At 70.5% G+C, this 16,801-nt stretch carries 15 protein-coding genes and 1 tRNA gene; 14 read left to right on the forward strand and 2 right to left on the reverse strand.

Translation table 11 applies throughout. From position 1 onward, the window contains the following. The first annotated feature begins 25 nt into the window (after positions 1–25). From ACWGI6_RS17760 to ACWGI6_RS17775, 4 genes are all read left to right on the forward strand, one after another. Positions 26–607 carry a TetR/AcrR family transcriptional regulator gene (locus tag ACWGI6_RS17760; protein WP_453268362.1) on the forward strand — a complete coding sequence of 194 codons (582 nt, stop codon included), beginning with the start codon at positions 26–28 and terminating at the stop codon, positions 605–607. 133 nt (positions 608–740) lie between these two features. Continuing rightward, positions 741–1,583, forward strand: coding sequence for a class I SAM-dependent methyltransferase (locus ACWGI6_RS17765; RefSeq protein WP_453268363.1), 843 nt, complete (start codon positions 741–743; stop codon positions 1,581–1,583). A gap of 158 nt (positions 1,584–1,741) precedes the next feature. After that, a complete protein-coding gene (locus tag ACWGI6_RS17770) occupies positions 1,742–3,139 on the forward strand; it encodes a flavin monoamine oxidase family protein (RefSeq protein ID WP_453268364.1) in 1,398 nt (465 codons plus the stop codon). Positions 3,140–3,329: 190 nt separating this feature from the next. Further along, positions 3,330–4,010, forward strand: coding sequence for a DUF899 family protein (locus ACWGI6_RS17775; RefSeq protein ID WP_453268365.1), 681 nt, complete (start codon positions 3,330–3,332; stop codon positions 4,008–4,010). 149 nt (positions 4,011–4,159) lie between these two features. Here ACWGI6_RS17775 and rox read toward each other — a convergent pair whose 3' ends face one another. Beyond that, on the reverse strand, positions 4,160–5,626 hold the full coding sequence (gene rox / locus ACWGI6_RS17780; protein WP_453268366.1) for a rifampin monooxygenase: 1,467 nt from the start codon (positions 5,624–5,626) through the stop codon (positions 4,160–4,162). 344 nt (positions 5,627–5,970) lie between these two features. Here rox and ACWGI6_RS17785 point away from each other — a divergent pair, with 344 nt between their 5' ends. The 7 genes from ACWGI6_RS17785 (at position 5,971) to ACWGI6_RS17815 (ending at position 13,144) form a co-directional block, all read left to right on the forward strand. Beyond that, positions 5,971–6,495, forward strand: a complete 525-nt coding sequence (locus tag ACWGI6_RS17785; protein WP_453268367.1) for an ATP-binding protein — start codon at positions 5,971–5,973, stop codon at positions 6,493–6,495. A 280-nt stretch (positions 6,496–6,775) separates the two neighbouring features. Further along, positions 6,776–7,804, forward strand: coding sequence for an N-acetyl-gamma-glutamyl-phosphate reductase (argC, locus tag ACWGI6_RS17790; RefSeq protein ID WP_453268368.1), 1,029 nt, complete (start codon positions 6,776–6,778; stop codon positions 7,802–7,804). A gap of 67 nt (positions 7,805–7,871) precedes the next feature. Continuing rightward, the gene (gene argJ, locus ACWGI6_RS17795) at positions 7,872–9,023 is read left to right on the forward strand and encodes a bifunctional glutamate N-acetyltransferase/amino-acid acetyltransferase ArgJ (RefSeq protein WP_393909453.1); all 1,152 of its coding nucleotides are present in this window, start codon (positions 7,872–7,874) and stop codon (positions 9,021–9,023) included. A gap of 64 nt (positions 9,024–9,087) precedes the next feature. After that, positions 9,088–10,017, forward strand: coding sequence for an acetylglutamate kinase (gene argB, locus ACWGI6_RS17800; protein WP_453268369.1), 930 nt, complete (start codon positions 9,088–9,090; stop codon positions 10,015–10,017). Beyond that, positions 10,014–11,249 (forward strand): acetylornithine transaminase, encoded by a 1,236-nt coding sequence (locus ACWGI6_RS17805; RefSeq protein WP_453268370.1) that lies wholly within the window; start codon positions 10,014–10,016, stop codon positions 11,247–11,249. The genes argB and ACWGI6_RS17805 overlap by 4 nt, the downstream gene beginning before the upstream one ends. 8 nt (positions 11,250–11,257) lie before the next feature. Then, complete coding sequence (locus tag ACWGI6_RS17810; RefSeq protein WP_453268371.1) at positions 11,258–11,800, forward strand: arginine repressor; 543 nt, start codon at positions 11,258–11,260, stop codon at positions 11,798–11,800. 267 nt (positions 11,801–12,067) lie between these two features. After that, on the forward strand, positions 12,068–13,144 hold the full coding sequence (locus ACWGI6_RS17815; RefSeq protein WP_453268372.1) for a mechanosensitive ion channel family protein: 1,077 nt from the start codon (positions 12,068–12,070) through the stop codon (positions 13,142–13,144). Positions 13,145–13,322: 178 nt separating this feature from the next. Here ACWGI6_RS17815 and ACWGI6_RS17820 read toward each other — a convergent pair. Further along, positions 13,323–13,396 (reverse strand) — tRNA-Pro (locus ACWGI6_RS17820). A 142-nt stretch (positions 13,397–13,538) separates the two neighbouring features. Between ACWGI6_RS17820 and ACWGI6_RS17825 the strand changes: the two genes are divergently transcribed. From ACWGI6_RS17825 to argH, 3 genes are all read left to right on the forward strand, one after another. Next, positions 13,539–13,916 carry a DUF488 domain-containing protein gene (locus ACWGI6_RS17825; RefSeq protein WP_453268373.1) on the forward strand — a complete coding sequence of 126 codons (378 nt, stop codon included), beginning with the start codon at positions 13,539–13,541 and terminating at the stop codon, positions 13,914–13,916. 117 nt (positions 13,917–14,033) lie between these two features. Next, entirely contained in the window at positions 14,034–15,227 is a 1,194-nt protein-coding gene (locus ACWGI6_RS17830) for an argininosuccinate synthase (protein ID WP_453268374.1), read from the forward strand. A 119-nt stretch (positions 15,228–15,346) separates the two neighbouring features. Beyond that, complete coding sequence (gene argH, locus ACWGI6_RS17835; protein WP_453268375.1) at positions 15,347–16,789, forward strand: argininosuccinate lyase; 1,443 nt, start codon at positions 15,347–15,349, stop codon at positions 16,787–16,789. Positions 16,790–16,801 lie beyond the last annotated feature (12 nt).

Consider the following 16,801-nt stretch of genomic DNA (forward strand, 5'->3'; position numbering starts at 1 on the left):
GTCCACTTCGGGATACGGTGTGCCCGTGACCGAACCGACCGGGCGCCGTGAGCGCAAGAAGGCCCAGACCCGCACATCCCTGGCCGAAGCCGCGCTGCAGCTCTTCCTCGACCGCGGCTACGACCGGGTGGGCGTCAAGGACGTCGCCGACGCCGCCGATGTGTCGGTGACCACCCTGTTCAAGCACTTCCCCAGCAAGGAAGCGCTGGTTTTCGACCAGGAGGACGACATCGAGGCAGCGCTCGTCGCCGCCGTGCGGGACCGCACCCCCGGGCAGTCGATCCCGCAAGCGCTGCGCGAGCACGTCCTGTTGACGCAGACCCATGCCGCGGACCCGCGGTTCGCCGCGTTCATGCGCCTGGTGGCGGACACCCCGGCGCTGCGCGACTACGCCCACCGCATGTGGATGCGCCACGAAGCGGCCGTGGCACGGGCCATCGCCGACGAGGCCGGCGCCCCCGAGGACGACCTCACCTGCGCCGCCCTGGCCCGTTTCGCCCTGGAAGCCCGCGGGCTCATCCAGCGGCACCCCGACCCGCGACGCGCCGCCGACGAGGCCTTCGCGCTGCTCGAACACGGCTGGGCGGCCTCCCACCCCGAAGGCTGACCCGCTCCCTCGGGGCGTGCCGAGTGGGCTGCCGTCCGTGCTGTCGCAGCGGGCGCGGATCCGGCCGAAGCCCGTACGGACGGCGTCACTCACGAAAGACTGCGGTCACTGCGCAGGAAGTCGAGGAGGTCTCATGGAAGCCGGTCAGCCGAGTCGGACCGCGATGCGGGCGGCGCACGCCCGTGCCCGCCACCAGGCCGATCCCCGGCGGGTCTTCACCGACCCCCTGGCGTCGAAGATCCTCCACCTCGGCCCCGAGGCGCCGATGCCGCTGCCCGACGACCCGGTCGCCCGGTACAACACCCGGTTCGTCGCCGCACGCAGCCGCTTCGCCGAGGACTCGCTCGCCTCCGCCGTGACCGCCGGCACCCGGCAGATCGTGGTCCTCGGCGCCGGCCTGGACACCTTCGCCTACCGCAACCCCCACCCCGGCCTGACGGTGTTCGAGGTGGATCACCCGGACACCCAGGAGTGGAAGCGGCAGCAGATGGCAGCGGCCGGCATCGCCCGCCCACCGTCGTTGACCTTCGCCCCGATCGACTTCGAACGCGACACCCTCGCCGAGGCCTTGGACTCGGCCGGCCTGGACCGCACCCGAGCGGCGTTCTTCATGTGGCTCGGGGTCACGCCCTATCTGACACGAGACGCCGTCCTCGCCACACTGCGGTTCGTGGCCGGGCACACCGCGCCGGTACACGTGGTGTTCGACTACTACCTCGAACCGTCCCCGGCGATGTCACCAGAGCTGCGCGCCGCGCACCGGGCCGCAACAACGCTGGTGGCGGAGCTCGGCGAACCCTGGCTCAGTTACTTCACCCCTGACCGCATGGCCGACGAGCTGCGCGCGATGGAGCTGGACGACATCGAGGACCTCGCGGGCCCACAACTGCTCGCCCGGTACCTCGGCGAGCCCACGCCCGAAGCCGACGCGTTCAGCGGTCATGTGATCCGCGCCGGACGTACCACCGCCCGCTAGCCACCCCGAACCATCCCCCACAGCTCGGTGGCGTCACGGCCCCGCAGATGACGAGGCGCCCTCGGGGCCCGGCAGCGCCGCAGTCTGACGCGCCCTTATGGATCACCCGCCGGGCGGAGCCGGGCCCGGTGGGCGAGGGTGAGCCGTGGAGGTGGGTCATGGAACGGGTGAAGGCGGACGTGTGCGTGGTGGGCGCCGGTTTTGCCGGACTCGCGGCCGCGAGACGCCTGGTCCGAGCCGGCCATGAGGTGGTGGTGGTCGAGGCCAGGGACCGGGTGGGCGGCCGGGTGTGGAACCGGGAGCTTCCCGACGGGACGGTGGTGTCGGCCGGCGGCACCTGGCTGGGCAAGGGGCAGGACCGCATGTTCCAGCTCTGCCGGGAACTGGGACTTGAGGTGTATCCCCAGTACGAGCGGGGCGATCAGATCCTGCGCCTGGACGGAGTCAACCACCGTTACCACGGTGCCCTCCCCACCGTGGGCCCGCGGACGCTGATCGCCCTCGGCCTGGCGCTGTCGCGTCTGCGTCTGATGGCCCGGCGCCTCCCGGCGGACGCCCCCTGGCGCGCCCCGGGTGCCCGGACGTGGGACGCCCGCACCCTCGGGCAGTGGCTTTCCGACCCGCTCAACGTGCCCTCGCCCACCGCCCGCACCCTGCTCAGGGCGACCATGAATCTGCTGTTCTGCGCCGACCCGGCGGAGGTCTCACTGCTGGGCGCCCTCACCCTGGCCCGGGGCGGCGGCGGTTTCGGCTACTACACCGACTCCCGCAGAACCGAATCCCACCTCGTGGACGGCGGCGCCCCCGAACTGGCGAGGCGCATGGCCGAGCAGCTGGGGGAGCGGGTGCACCTGTCCAGCCCCGTTCAGCGGATCACCCACGGCGGCAGCGCTGTGAAGATCGTTTCCTCCTCGCTCGCCGTGCGGGCGCAGCGGGTGATCGTGGCAGCGCCGCCGGTACTGGCCGGGCGGATCTCCTTCGACCCGCCGCTTCCCACCGCGTGCAGCCATCTGCTGCAGCGAGTCGTACCGGGTGCGATCATCCGGGTCCACACGGTGTATGACCAGCCGTTCTGGCGCGAACAGCAGCTGTCGGGGCAGACGCTCGCGCCCCACTCGGCCGTCCCGATCACCATCGACCAGACGCCGCGGTCGGGACACCCCGGAGTGCTCAGCAGCTATGCGTTCAGCACCGGAGCCCTGCGCCTGGAGCGCCTGGCCCCTGCCGCGCGGCGGGAGATCTGGCTGGACGCGCTGGCCGAGCGGTTCGGTCCCGAGGCGCGCCACCCCACCCAGTATCTGGAGACCGACTGGTCCTCCCAACAGTGGTCGCTGGGCGGGATGGTGGGCCACTTCCCGCCCGGCGTCCTGACCAACTACGGCAGCGCGCTGCGCAAGCCGGTCGGCCGGATCCACTGGGCCAGTACCGAGTCGGCAACGCTGATGTACGGCCTGATGGAGGGAGCGGTGCGCTCCGGCGAGCGGGCCGCCCAGGAAGTCCTGACCGCTCTGGCGCCCGGCCGCCGCGCCGTCGGCACCTCAGGCGGTCCTCCCTGACCCGCCTGCCAGGACCGGCCGGGCCCCACGCCTGCGGACCGCACCGGCTCACCGGCCCTGACCTGCCCAGACGCGGCCCGGCCCGGTCGTGTCGTCGCCTGGCGGGCCCTCGTGGACCAGCACACAATGGTGGCCACTGCAGAAGGTGGCAAACCAGTCAGCTACATCGGTCATCGCCCAGGAGGTAGCGATGCAGCAAACCCGTCTCACCGGGGAGCCGGCCGCATACGCCGACGCCCGCGAGGAACTGCGACAAGCCGAAACCGAGCTGATGCGCCATCGCGAACGCGTCAGCGACCTGCGCCGCCGACTGCCCCCGGGACCTGCCGTCGACGACTACGTGTTCGAGGAGGGCCCTGCCGACCTGCGGGCCGGTGACGCGCCGGCATCGACCGTGCGCATGAGCGAACTGTTCACGCGGCCCGGACGCGACCTGGTCATCTACCACTTCATGTACGGCAAGCAGCAGGCTCAGGCGTGCCCCATGTGCACCATGTGGATCGACGGGTTCAACGGAATCGCTCACCACGTCGCGCAGAACGTCGACTTCGCGATCGTCGCCGCGGCCGACCTGCCGACCCTCCGCGCACACGCCCGAAGCCGGCAGTGGACGAACCTGCGGCTGCTCAGCGCCGGTTCCAGCACCTTCAAGTACGACCTCGGCAGCGAGGACGCCGAGGGCAACCAGGACTCGACGGTGTCGGTGTTCACCCGCGACGACAACGGGTCGCTGCGCCACTTCTACTCGGCGCACCCCCGGATGTCCGACGACATCGATCAGCGGGGCATCGACCTGCTCAGCCCGGTGTGGCACCTCCTCGACCTCACGCGCCAAGGGCGAGGCAGCTGGTTCCCCACGCTCAACTACTAGCCATCGGGCGGGACTCGCCCACTGACGTACTCAGCTCGTACGGCCTCGGCGCGCAGCAGGATGACGAAGATCAGTTCCGGCCGAGCCCGGCCGGGGGTGTTCATGGACGCAGAACATCGAGCTCGCCGTTCCTGACCTGCTGCATGCGCTCAGCTGACGGAAGCGCCGAACCACTTGGGCAGCTGACCGAGCAGCTCCTGCTGGTCTTCACCGACCCACGCCACATGGCCGTCCGGCCGCAGCAGCGCCGCGGGCACGTCCAGTTCCTCGCTGACGTCGACGACGTGGTCGACCCGGTCTGCCCAGCCCGCCACCGAGAGCCGGCCGGTCTGGTCGAGCAGCAGCCCGCGGCCGCCGTGCATCAGCTCGTAGAGGCGACCCTGCTTCAGTTTCACGTCCCGCAGCCGCCGGCCGAGCTGTTCATGTCCCTCGCCGAAGTCATAGCGGACCCCGATCGCGATGATCTTCTCGGTCACGTACCGGTTCACCTCCTCGAAGTCCATCAGTTCCGACACCAGCCGGCGCACCGACCGGGAGCCCGGCTCCGGGGACATCAGCGCCATCTGCGCGCGGGTGTTGTCCAGCACGTCGGCGGCCACCGGGTGCCGTTCGGTGTGATAGCTGTCCAGCAGCCCCTCCGGTGCCCAGCCGTTGACCTCGGCGGCCAGTTTCCAGCCGAGGTTGAACGCGTCCTGGATGCCGAGGTTGAGCCCCTGCCCGCCGGTCGGCGGGTGGATGTGCGCCGCGTCGCCGGCCAGCAGCGCCCGGCCGACCCGGTAGCGCTCGGCCTGCCGGGTGGCGTCGCCGAAGCGGGAGAGCCTGCGCGGTGAGTGCACGCCGAAGTCGGTGCCGGCGAACACCCTCAGCTGTTGCTTGAACTCCTCGAAGGTCGGCGGGACTGTGCGGTCCTCGGCCACCCCCTCGGCGGGCACGACGACGCGGTACACCCCGTCCCCGAGAGGCCCGGCGCCGAACCGAAGGTGGGTCTTGCGGACTTCGGCCACCACGGCGGCCAGCGTCTCCGGCGGCACGGCCACCTCCGTCTCACCCAGCAGCGTCTCGACCCTGGTGGGCTCACCGGGGAAGCCGACGCCGAGCAGCTTGCGCACGGTGCTGCGGCCGCCGTCGCAGCCGACGAGGTAGCGCGAGCGCAGCTGCGTGCCTCCCCCGCCGGCTACGCCCTCACGGTCAGGGGTGCCCCCACTGGCCACCTCGACGGTCACCCCGTCGTCGTCCTGGCTCAGCCCGACCAGTTCGCAGCCGCGCCGGAGCTCGACGCCGAGTTCGATGGCGTGCTCGGTCAGCAGGCGGTCGATGGTGGGCTGCGGGATGCCGAGGACGTACGGATGTGCGGTGTCCAGCCGGTCCGGCGACGGTTTGGTGAGGGCCGCGAAGAACCCCCCGACCGGGTGCTGCCGGCCGAGCGCGAGGAACCGCTCCAGCAGACCGCGCTGGTCCATCACCTCGACGCTGCGCGCGTGCAGGCCGAGCGCGCGGACATACGTGGTCGGCTCCGTGTCCTTCTCCAGCACGAGCGCGTGCACGCCGTGCAGCCGCAACTCGCCGGCCAGCATCAAGCCGGTCGGTCCGCCGCCGGCAATGATCACGTCAATCATGAAATCCCCCTCGTTCCGCAAGCCTGCCTTTCGGCCGGCTGCTCCGCGCGGCCCTGCGGCGCGCACACCCGCACCTCCGCGCCGAGTGCCCGCAACCGCACCGCGAGTCCCACGGGCGGTTCGACGTCCGCACGAGACCCATGCCTCGACAAAAGCGCACGTACTTCGCGAACCCCTGATTTCCGCAGTTTCTGGCTTCGAGCGGAGATTCTGCAGCACGACCCGGGCCTTGCCGCAAGGCCCCCGGCGCGCTATATGTTGAGAGTGGCAAGGAGTGGGTAACTCCTTGCCTTTGTCTTGTGATCGGCACCGGCCACGGCCCGCACACCGCTAGCGTTGGGCCCATGATCGTATGGCTCAACGGCACCCACGGGGCAGGCAAGACGACGACCAGCGCACTCGTGCAGCAGCTGATCCCGGATTCACGGGTGTTCGACGCCGAGAAGGTCGGCGAGACGCTCATGGACATCACGCCGGGGCTGCCCGGGACGGACAACTTCCAGCACTGGCCGCCGTGGCGGCCGCTCGTGGTCGAGACCGCCCGCCGCGTACTCGACTACACCGGCGGCACTCTGGTGATGCCCATGACCGTCCTGGTCGAGCAGTACTGGCGCGAGATCAGCACGGGCCTGGCCCAACATGCCATTCCGGTACGGCACTTCGTCCTCCATGCTGACCAGGACACCCTCCGCGGGCGCATCGCGGAGGACACTGTCCTTGGGCCTAACTCCCCATTCCGTCTCAAATACCTTGAGCCCTACGCCGAGGCGGCCCGCACGTGGCTGCACGGCGAGGCCGAGGTCGTCGACACCACGCACCTCACGCCCGCCCAGGCCGCCCTGCAGATCGTGGAGGCCGTCAGGGGCTGAGGCTTGATCCGCCCGCCACGCGTTACCCGGCATGCAGGGGGTGGGCGGCGTGCCCGACAGTCGGCCGCGTCCGTCGACTGATCGACGAAGGTGTGTCTTTCCGCAGGTCAGGGCGCTGACCGCTACCCTGCGGGCCAGCGACGACGCTCAGCGGGGCCGGCTCAAGCGCTCGTGGGCCAACTCGGCCGCTCGACCGCACCCCCCGACCCGGCCCCGGCCCCAGGTCATTGCATAAAACTGCCACTATCCGTATAGTCATGCCATCAAGGAGGAGAGGTCCATGACGGTACGAGCAGCAGTGGCCGGTGCGAGCGGGTATGCGGGTGGTGAAGTGCTGCGCCTGCTCCTGGGGCACCCGGAGGTGGAGATCGGCGCGCTGACCGGGCACTCCCATGCCGGGCAGCGCCTGGGCGGGCTGCAGCCGCATCTGGCGCCGCTGGCCGACCGGGAGCTCCAGCCGACCACCGCCGAGGTGCTGGCGGGGCACGACGTCGTCTTCCTCGCACTGCCGCACGGCCAGTCCGCCGCGGTCGCCGAGGAGCTCGGTCCCGAGGTGCTCGTCGTGGACTGCGGCGCCGACTTCCGGCTCACCGACTCCGCCGACTGGGAGGCGTTCTACGGCTCTGCCCACGCGGGCACCTGGCCGTACGGCCTCCCGGAGCTGCCCGGGGGCCGCGCCGCGCTCCAGGGAACCCGGCGTATCGCGGTCCCGGGCTGCTACCCCACCGCCGTCTCGCTCGCCCTGTTCCCCGCGTACGCGGACCGGCTCGCCGAGCCCGAGGCCGTGATCGTCGCGGCCACCGGTACCTCCGGCGCCGGCAAGGCCCTCAAGCCGCATCTGCTGGGCTCCGAGGTCATGGGCTCGATGAGCCCGTACGGCGTCGGCGGCGGGCACCGGCACACCCCCGAGATGATCCAGAACCTGAGCGCGGTGGCCGGCGAGCGGATCAGTGTCTCCTTCACCCCGACCCTGGCCCCCATGTCGCGCGGCATCCTCGCCACCTGCTCGGCCAGGGCGAAGCCCGGCGTGGACGCCGGCGCCGTACGGGCCGCGTACGAGAAGGCGCTGGCCGACGAGCCGTTCCTGCGGCTGCTGCCCGAGGGCCAGTGGCCGTCGACCGCCGCCGTGTACGGCTCCAACACCGCCCAGATCCAGGTGACGCTCGATGCGGCGGCCGGCCGGATCATCGCGATCAGCGCCCTCGACAACCTCACCAAGGGGACCGCGGGCGGCGCGGTACAGAGCATGAACATCGCCCTGGGCCTCCCCGAGGAGACCGGGCTCCCGAGGGTGGGGGTCGCCCCGTGACACGGGCGGACAGCGGGCGGCAAGGCGTGACCGGCGGGGCCGGAGAAGCGATGGAGGAGAAGAAGCAGTGAGCGTCACGGCAGCACAAGGGTTCACGGCGGCGGGCATCGCCGCCGGGATCAAGGAGAACGGCAACCCGGACCTCGCCCTCGTGGTGAACAACGGGCCGCGACTGGCCGCCGCCGGTGTCTTCACCTCCAACCGCGTCAAGGCCGCACCGGTCGTCTGGTCCGAGCAGGTCCTCAAGGGCGGCACGGTCTCCGCCGTCGTCCTCAACTCCGGTGGCGCCAACGCCTGTACGGGCCCGCTCGGCTTCCAGGACACCCACGCCACCGCGGAGCAGGCCGCCGAGGCGCTGGGGCACAGCGCCGGCGAGGTGGCGGTCGCCTCCACCGGGCTGATCGGCCTGCGGCTCCCGATGGACAAGCTGCTGCCCGGAATCGACCGGGCCGCGGCCGAACTGACCGAGCACGGCGGCGAGAAGGCCGCCATCGCGATCAAGACCACCGACAGCGTGCACAAGACCGCCCAGGTCACCGTCGACGGGTGGACCGTCGGCGGAATGGCCAAGGGCGCCGGCATGCTCGCCCCGGGCCTGGCCACCATGCTCGTCGTCCTGACCACCGACGCCGAGCTGCCGGCCGCCGAACTCGATACGGCGCTGCGGGCCGCGACCCGCACCACCTTCGACCGCGTCGACTCCGACGGCTGTATGTCGACCAACGACACGGTGCTGCTGCTCGCCTCCGGCGCCTCCGGCGTCGTACCGGACACCGCCGCGTTCGCCGAGGCGGTGCGCACGGTCTGCGACGACCTGGCACGGCAGCTGATCGGGGACGCCGAAGGCGCCAGCAAGGACATCCGGATCGAGGTCGTGGGTGCGGCGAGCGAGGACGACGCGGTCGAGGTCGGCCGCTCCATCGCCCGCAACAACCTCCTCAAGTGTGCCATCCACGGCGAGGACCCCAACTGGGGCCGGGTGCTCTCCGCCATCGGCACCACCTCCGCCGCCTTCGAGCCCGACCAGCTCAACGTCGCCATCAACGACGTCTGGGTCTGCAAGAACGGCTCGGTGGGCGAGGACCGCGAGCTGGTCGACATGCGCTACCGGGAGGTACGCATCACCGCCGACCTCTCCGCCGGCACCGAGTCCGCGGTCATCTGGGCCAACGACCTGACCGCCGACTACGTCCACGAGAACAGCGCGTACTCCTCATGAGCGAGCGCATCCATCACAGGCGCGTGCTGTGTTCACAGCCCGCCGACAGAAGCGAGGCCCGCGCATGAGCACCCGCAAGCACACCGCGCTCCCCAAGGCCCGCACCCTCATCGAGGCGCTGCCCTGGCTGACCCGGCACCACGGCAAGACCGTCGTCATCAAGTTCGGCGGCAACGCCATGATCGACGAGGAGCTCAAGCGGGCCTTCGCCCAGGACGTGGTCTTCCTGCGGCACGCCGGACTGCGCCCCGTCGTCGTGCACGGCGGCGGCCCGCAGATCAGCGCCCAGCTGGACCTGCTCGGCCTGGAGTCGGAGTTCAAGGGCGGCCTGCGGGTCACCACGCCCGAGGCGATGAACGTCGTACGGATGGTGCTGGCCGGCCAGGTGCAGCGCGAGCTGGTCGGACTGCTCAACGAGCACGGCCCGCTCGCCGTCGGCATGACCGGCGAGGACGCCCATCTGATGACCGCGACCAAGCACTTCGCCGACATCGACGGTGAGCGGGTGGACATCGGCCGGGTCGGCGAGATCACCGGCATCGACCCGGGAGCGGTCCACGCGCTCCTGGACGACGGCCGGATCCCGGTCATCTCCTCGATCGCCCGCAGCAGCGACGCGGAGGACGCTGCCTCCGGGGCCACCGGCGTCTTCAACGTCAACGCCGACACCGCCGCGGCCGCCCTGGCCGCGGCCCTCGGCGCCGAGACGCTGATGGTGCTCACCGACGTCGAGGGCCTCTACGAGGACTGGCCCCAGAGCGACGAGGTGATCTCCCGCCTCACCGCCACCGAACTGGAGAAGCTGCTGCCCGACCTGGCCAGCGGCATGGTCCCCAAGATGCAGGGCTGTCTGCACGCCGTCCGCAACGGCGTCCACACCGCCCGGGTCATCGACGGGCGGGTCCAGCACTCGATCCTGCTGGAGATCTTCACCGACGAAGGAATCGGCACGATGGTCGTGCCGGACGCGAACACGATCGAGGGGGCGACATGAGCGACGCAGGACACAGCCACGGCCCGGTGACCAACGCAGGCCTCACCGGACGGTGGCGGGGCGCCATGATGGACAACTTCGGCACCCCCCGTATCCCGCTCGTCCGCGGCGAGGGCGCCACGGTGTGGGACGCCGACGGCAACGAGTACCTCGACTTCCTCGGCGGCATCGCGGTCAACGCCCTCGGCCATGCCCACCCCGCGGTGGTCCGCGCCGTCTCCGACCAGGTCGCCACCCTCGGCCACGTCTCGAACTTCTTCGTCACCGAGCCCACCGTGACCCTTGCCGAGCGCCTGCTCGCGCTGGCCGGACGCCCCGGCCGGGTCTACTTCTCCAACTCCGGCGCCGAGGCCAACGAAGCCGCCTTCAAGATCGGCCGGCTGACCGGGCGCACCCATATGGTCTCCACGGCCGGCGGTTTCCACGGCCGCACCATGGGCGCCCTCGCCCTCACCGGCCAGCCCGCCAAGCAGGCGCCCTTCGCGCCGCTGCCCGGCGACATCGACTACGTCCCGTACGGGGACGTCGAGGCCCTGCGCGCCGCCGTCACCACCGACACCGCCTTCGTCATCCTGGAGCCCCTCCAGGGCGAGAGCGGCGTCATCGTCCCGCCGCCCGGCTACCTCCAGGCGGCCCGCGAGATCACCGCCGCCACGGGCACCCTGCTGGTCCTCGACGAGATCCAGACCGGCATCGGCCGGACCGGACACTGGCTGGAGTCCCAGGCACAGGGCGTCGAGGCCGACATCATCACCCTCGCCAAGGGCCTGGGCGGCGGTCTGCCGATCGGCGCGACGCTGGCCTTCGGCCCGGCCGCCGAGCTGCTCACGCCGGGTTCGCACGGCTCGACGTTCAGCGGCAACCCGGTCGTCTGCGCCGGCGCCCTCGCCGTCCTGGACACCATCGAGGCGGACGGCATCCTGGAGAACGTCAAGCGGGTCGGCGAGCGGCTGAGGAACGGGACCGAGGCCCTGGGTCACCCATTGGTCAGCCAGGTCCGCGGTGCGGGCCTCCTCCTGGGTATCGTCTTGACGGAGCCGCTGGCGCCGCAGGTGCAGCAGGCGGCTCAGGACGCGGGTCTCCTGGTGAACGCGGTCGCGCCGGACGTCATCCGGCTCGCCCCGCCGCTGATCGTCTCCGACGACGAAGCGGAAGTGTTCCTCCGGAAGCTCCCCGCCGTCCTGAACACGGCCCGCCAAGGGGCCGACGGGGAACGACGAGCCGGAGACTGACGACAACGATGACCGAGCTGCAGGACAACGAGTCGCACAACGGTGGCCAGGCCGTACCGCAGACCCGCACCGCACGCCACCGCCGGATCGTGGACATCCTCAACCGGCTGCCGGTCCGGTCCCAGAGCCAGCTCGCCAAGCTGCTCGCCGACGACGGCCTGTCCGTCACCCAGGCGACGCTCTCCCGCGATCTGGACGAGCTGGGCGCGGTGAAGATCCGCAACACCGGCGGCGAGCTGATCTACGCGGTGCCCAGCGAGGGCGGCGACCGCAAGCCGCGGGCACCGCTGGGGGAGTCGGTCAAGGAGGAGCGGATGCGCCGTCTCTCCGGCGAGCTCCTCATCTCCGCCGAGGCCTCCGCCAACCTCGTTGTCCTGCGCACCCCGCCGGGCGCCGCCCAGTTCCTGGCCTCGGCCATCGACCAGGCCGAACTCCACGACATCCTCGGCACCATCGCGGGCGATGACACCCTGATGCTCATCAGCCGCGACCCGGCGGGCGGCCAGGCGCTCGCCGACCATTTGCTGCGCCTGGCGCAGAAGCCGCACTGAGCCGCGCGCGAGGCCGCCCTTCGCGCTGCTCATCCGTCACACCAGCACTCTGGGCAACGGCCGTCTCCCCGGGAGGCGGTCACGCCGGGTTCCTCCCCGAGCCACCCGCCGCACGCCGAACCGCATACGGCAGGATGGCAGTTCGCGTCGGGGTGTCCGCGGATGTCCCGGCGCATTCGCAGCCTCAGAGACAAGCAGGTGACAGGTGACGACACTTCACATCCGGCTGACAGCCGATCCGTTCCTCCGGGCAGCGGGAGCCGGCCGGTGAACCGGGCTTTCACGATGCACGACATGATCGTCGCCGGGGCCGCGCTGGCCGTCGGCATCGCGGCGGGCCTGTTGCTGCGCGTGGCCCTGCGGTGGCTGGGGAAGCACGCGCTCAGGACGCGGTGGAGCGGGGACGACATCATCGTCGACGCCTTGCGGACCGTGGTGCCCTGGGCGGCGATCACTGCCGGTCTGGCGGCGGCGGCCGCCGCTCTGCCGCTGACGGAGGCGGTCGGACACACCGTCAACCGGACGCTGACCGTGCTGCTCATCCTGGTCGTCACGCTCACCGCGGCCCGGGTGATCACCCGTCTGGTGAAGACCCTGGCGCAGTCCAGGTCCGGCGTCGCCGGATCGGCCACCATCTTCGCCAACATCACGCGCATCGTGGTGCTGGCGATGGGCTTTCTCGTCGTCCTGCAGACCCTGGGCATCTCCATCGCCCCGCTGCTGACGGCGCTGGGTGTGGGTGGCCTCGCGGTCGCGCTGGCACTGCAGGACACCCTCGCCAACCTCTTCGCCGGCGTGCACATCCTCGCCTCGAAGACCGTGCAGCCCGGTGACTACATCCGGCTCAGCAGCGGTGAGGAGGGCTATGTCGTCGACGTCAACTGGCGTAACACCGTGGTGCGTCAGCTCTCCAACAACCTGGTGATCATCTCCAACCGCCAGCTGGCCGACACCAACATGACCAACTTCAGCCGGCCGGAACAGAAGTTGTCGATCCTCGTGCAGGTGGGGGTCGGCTACGACAGCGACCTCGAACATGTCGAGCGGGTCACGACCGAGGTCGTCGAGAGCGTGATGACCGACATCAGCGGCGGCGTCCCCGACCACGAACCGGCCGTCCGCTTCCACACCTTCGGTGACTCCCGGATCAGCTTCACCGTGATCCTCGGCGTCGGCGAGTTCAGCGACCAGTACCGGATCAAGCACGAGTTCATCAAGCGCCTGCACCAGCGCTACCGGACCGAGGGCATCAGGATTCCCTCCCCGGCCCGGACCGTGGCATTGCAGAAGCCGGAGGAGATAGCGATACCGCACCCGCGTGCAGTGTCGGATCCCGTGCCGTAGCGGGGCGTCGGCCGGCGTCGGCCACGCCGTGTGGGCCGCCCAGCGGCCTCGCGCACGCCTCGCTCCGCGTCCGCCCACCGGGCCGGCCGGGGCGAGGCTCCCGTGCGAGAGCGGCCAAAGCAACGGCAAAGGCCGCTTCCGATATTTCGGAAGCGGCCTTTGACCTGCGAAAACACCGTCGGGACGACAGGATTTGAACCTGCGACCCCTTGACCCCCAGTCAAGTGCGCTACCAAGCTGCGCCACGTCCCGGTGCTCATTCCGGCCGGAGGACTCCCGGCCGGGGCGTGCAGAAGAAAAATACCCTGTCCTGGGCCATGAATCCAAAGCGGGTCCCTCGCCGTGCCCTTTCGGGCCTCCTGCAAGGGGTGTGCTTACGTGATTCCATACGCATATGGGTGATATGTCGGCAAAGGACGCCCTCCGTGTGCGCCGGGTGTACGAGCCGCCGGAGTCGGCGGACGGTGCCCGGGTGCTGGTCGACCGGCTGTGGCCGCGCGGGCTGTCCAAGGCGGATGCGCAGCTCACCGAGTGGTGCAAGGACGTGGCGCCCTCGTCCGAGCTGCGGCGCTGGTACGGCCACCAGGGGGAGCGGTTCGAGGCGTTCGCCGAGCGCTATCGCGAGGAGCTGGCGCGGGAGTCGGCGCAGCGTGCGCTGGAACGGCTGCGGGAGCTCGCCGAGCAGGGGCCGCTGACGCTGCTGACGGCGACGAAGGAGGTGTCGGCAAGTCATACGGCCGTGCTGACGGAGGTGCTGCGGGAGGGGGCGTAAGGCCCGTGCCGTCCCGTCGCCCTCCCCGCTGACCTGCATGTTCATCTGCTCGTTGACGAAACATACGGTGGAGTGCATACTTATACCTATCAGCGAAGGCACCGTAAGGAGAAACCCGTGACCGAGCGCGTCGTACTCGCCTACTCGGGCGGCCTGGACACCTCTGTCTGCATCGGCTGGATCGCCGAGGAGGCGGGCGCCGAGGTCATCGCCGTTGCCGTGGATGTCGGCCAGGGTGGCGAGGACCTGGACGTCATCCGCAAGCGGGCGCTTTCCTGCGGCGCGGTCGAGGCCGAGGTCGCGGATGCCAAGGACGAATTCGCCGATGAGTACTGCCTCCCGGCGATCAAGGCCAATGCCCTGTACATGGACCGCTACCCGCTGGTCTCCGCGCTCTCCCGGCCGGCCATCGTCAAGCACCTGGTCGCCGCCGCCAGGAAGCACGGCGCCACCACCGTCGCCCACGGCTGCACCGGCAAGGGCAACGACCAGGTCCGCTTCGAGGCCGGCATCTCCTCCCTCGCCCCCGACCTGAAGTGCATCGCCCCGGTCCGCGACTACGCGATGACCCGGGACAAGGCGATCGCCTTCTGCGAGGAGAAGAACCTGCCGATCGCGACCACCAAGAAGTCGCCGTACTCCATCGACCAGAACGTCTTCGGGCGGGCCGTGGAGACCGGCTTCCTGGAGGACATCTGGAACGCGCCGATCGAGGACGTGTACGAGTACACGGAGAACCCGGCCACCCAGCGCGAGGCCGACGAGGTCATCATCTCCTTCAAGGAGGGTGTCCCGGTCGCCATCGACGGCAAGCCCGTCACCGTCCTGCAGGCCGTCCAGCAGCTCAACGAGCGCGCCGGCGCCCAGGGCATCGGCCGGATCGACATGGTCGAGGACCGGCTGGTCGGCATCAAGTCCCGTGAGGTCTACGAGGCGCCCGGCGCCATCGCGCTGATCACCGCGCACCAGGAGCTGGAGAGCGTCACCGTCGAGCGCGAACTGGCCCGCTACAAGCGGCAGGTCGAGCAGCGCTGGGGCGAACTGGTCTACGACGGCCTGTGGTTCTCGCCGCTCAAGCGTGCCCTGGACGGCTTCCTCAACGAGGCCAACCAGCAGGTCAGCGGCGACATCCGGATGACCCTGCACGGCGGCCGCGCGGTCGTCACCGGCCGGAAGTCCGACCGTTCGCTGTACGACTTCAACCTCGCGACCTACGACACCGGCGACACCTTCGACCAGTCGCTCTCGAAGGGCTTCATCGAGCTCTTCGGCATGTCGAGCAAGATTGCGGCCAAGCGCGACCTGGCCTGATCCCGTCTCGTTACTTCCGTATGACGCCCCCTCCCCGCCGTCGTGGCGGAGTGGGGGCACCCCCTGGTCCTTGAGACCGTGGGGAAGGTGGCACATCCGAAGCAGCCTGAGGAGCAGCAGTGAGCAGCAACACCGGTGATGTCCGGCTCTGGGGCGGCCGGTTCGCCGACGGACCGGCCGAGGCGCTGGCCCAACTGTCGGCGTCCGTCCACTTCGACTGGCGGCTGGCCCCCTACGACATCGCCGGATCCCGTGCGCACGCCCGGGTGCTCCACAAGGCGGGACTGCTCACCGAGGACGAGCTGACCCGCATGCTCGCCGGGCTCGACCAGCTCGAATCGGACGTCGCCGACGGCTCGTTCACCGGCACCATCGCAGACGAGGACGTCCACACCGCCCTGGAGCGCGGGCTGCTGGAGCGGCTCGGCCCGGACCTCGGCGGCAAGCTGCGGGCCGGCCGGTCCCGTAACGACCAGGTCGCCACGCTCTTCCGGATGTACCTGCGTGACCACGCCCGGATCATCGGCGGGCTGATCGCCGACCTCCAGGAGGCACTGGTCCAGCTCGCCGAGGCCCACCCGGACGTCGCGATGCCGGGCCGCACCCACCTCCAGCACGCCCAGCCGGTGCTCTTCGCCCATCATGTGCTGGCGCATGTGCAGTCGCTGTCGCGCGACGCGGAGCGGCTGCGGCAGTGGGACGACCGCACCGCGGTCTCTCCTTACGGCTCGGGCGCGCTGGCCGGCTCTTCGCTCGGCCTCGACCCGGAGGCGGTCGCGGCCGACCTCGGCTTCGAGCACGGCTCGGCCGGCAACTCCATCGACGGCACGGCCTCCCGTGACTTCGTCGCGGAGTTCGCCTTCATCACGGCGATGACTGGGGTGAACCTCTCCCGGATCGCCGAGGAAGTCATCATCTGGAACACGAAGGAGTTCTCCTTCGTCACGCTCCACGACGCCTTCTCGACCGGCTCGTCGATCATGCCGCAGAAGAAGAACCCGGACATCGCGGAACTGGCGCGGGGCAAGTCGGGCCGCCTCATCGGCAATCTGACCGGTCTGATGGCGACGCTCAAGGCGCTGCCGCTCGCCTACAACCGCGACCTGCAGGAGGACAAGGAGCCGGTCTTCGACTCCTGTGACCAACTGGAGGTGCTGCTCCCGGCGTTCACCGGCATGATGGCCACCCTGACCGTCAACCGTGAGCGGATGGAAGAGCTGGCCCCGGCCGGCTTCTCGCTGGCCACCGACATCGCGGAGTGGCTGGTCAAGCAGGGCGTGCCGTTCCGGGTGGCGCATGAGGTCGCGGGCGAGTGCGTCAAGGAGTGCGAGGCGCACGGCATCGAGCTGGACCAGCTCACCGACGAGCAGTTCGCCAAGATCTCGCCGCATCTGACCCCCGAGGTCCGCGGCGTCCTCAACGTCCCCGGTGCCCTCGCCTCGCGCAGCGGCCGGGGCGGTACCGCGCCCTCGGCGGTGGCGGTCCAGCTCGCCGAGGTGCGGGCCGACCTGGTGAAGCAGCAGGAGTGGGCGGCGGCCAGGAAGGCCACTGCGCTTCCGTAGGACTTGCCCTGG

This window comes from Streptomyces sp. NPDC054786, assembly GCF_053611685.1.

Excerpts from the sequence above, each read along its gene's own strand:
- ACWGI6_RS17765 (WP_453268363.1), top strand. The coding sequence starts at position 741 with ATGGAAGCCGGTCAGCCGAGTCGGACCGCGATGCGGGCGGCGCACGCC.
- ACWGI6_RS17770 (WP_453268364.1), top strand. The coding sequence starts at position 1,742 with ATGGAACGGGTGAAGGCGGACGTGTGCGTGGTGGGCGCCGGTTTTGCC.
- ACWGI6_RS17775 (WP_453268365.1), top strand. The coding sequence starts at position 3,330 with ATGCAGCAAACCCGTCTCACCGGGGAGCCGGCCGCATACGCCGACGCC.
- rox (WP_453268366.1), bottom strand. The coding sequence starts at position 5,626 with ATGATTGACGTGATCATTGCCGGCGGCGGACCGACCGGCTTGATGCTG.
- ACWGI6_RS17785 (WP_453268367.1), top strand. The coding sequence starts at position 5,971 with ATGATCGTATGGCTCAACGGCACCCACGGGGCAGGCAAGACGACGACC.
- argC (WP_453268368.1), top strand. The coding sequence starts at position 6,776 with ATGACGGTACGAGCAGCAGTGGCCGGTGCGAGCGGGTATGCGGGTGGT.
- argB (WP_453268369.1), top strand. The coding sequence starts at position 9,088 with ATGAGCACCCGCAAGCACACCGCGCTCCCCAAGGCCCGCACCCTCATC.
- ACWGI6_RS17805 (WP_453268370.1), top strand. The coding sequence starts at position 10,014 with ATGAGCGACGCAGGACACAGCCACGGCCCGGTGACCAACGCAGGCCTC.
- ACWGI6_RS17810 (WP_453268371.1), top strand. The coding sequence starts at position 11,258 with ATGACCGAGCTGCAGGACAACGAGTCGCACAACGGTGGCCAGGCCGTA.
- ACWGI6_RS17825 (WP_453268373.1), top strand. The coding sequence starts at position 13,539 with ATGGGTGATATGTCGGCAAAGGACGCCCTCCGTGTGCGCCGGGTGTAC.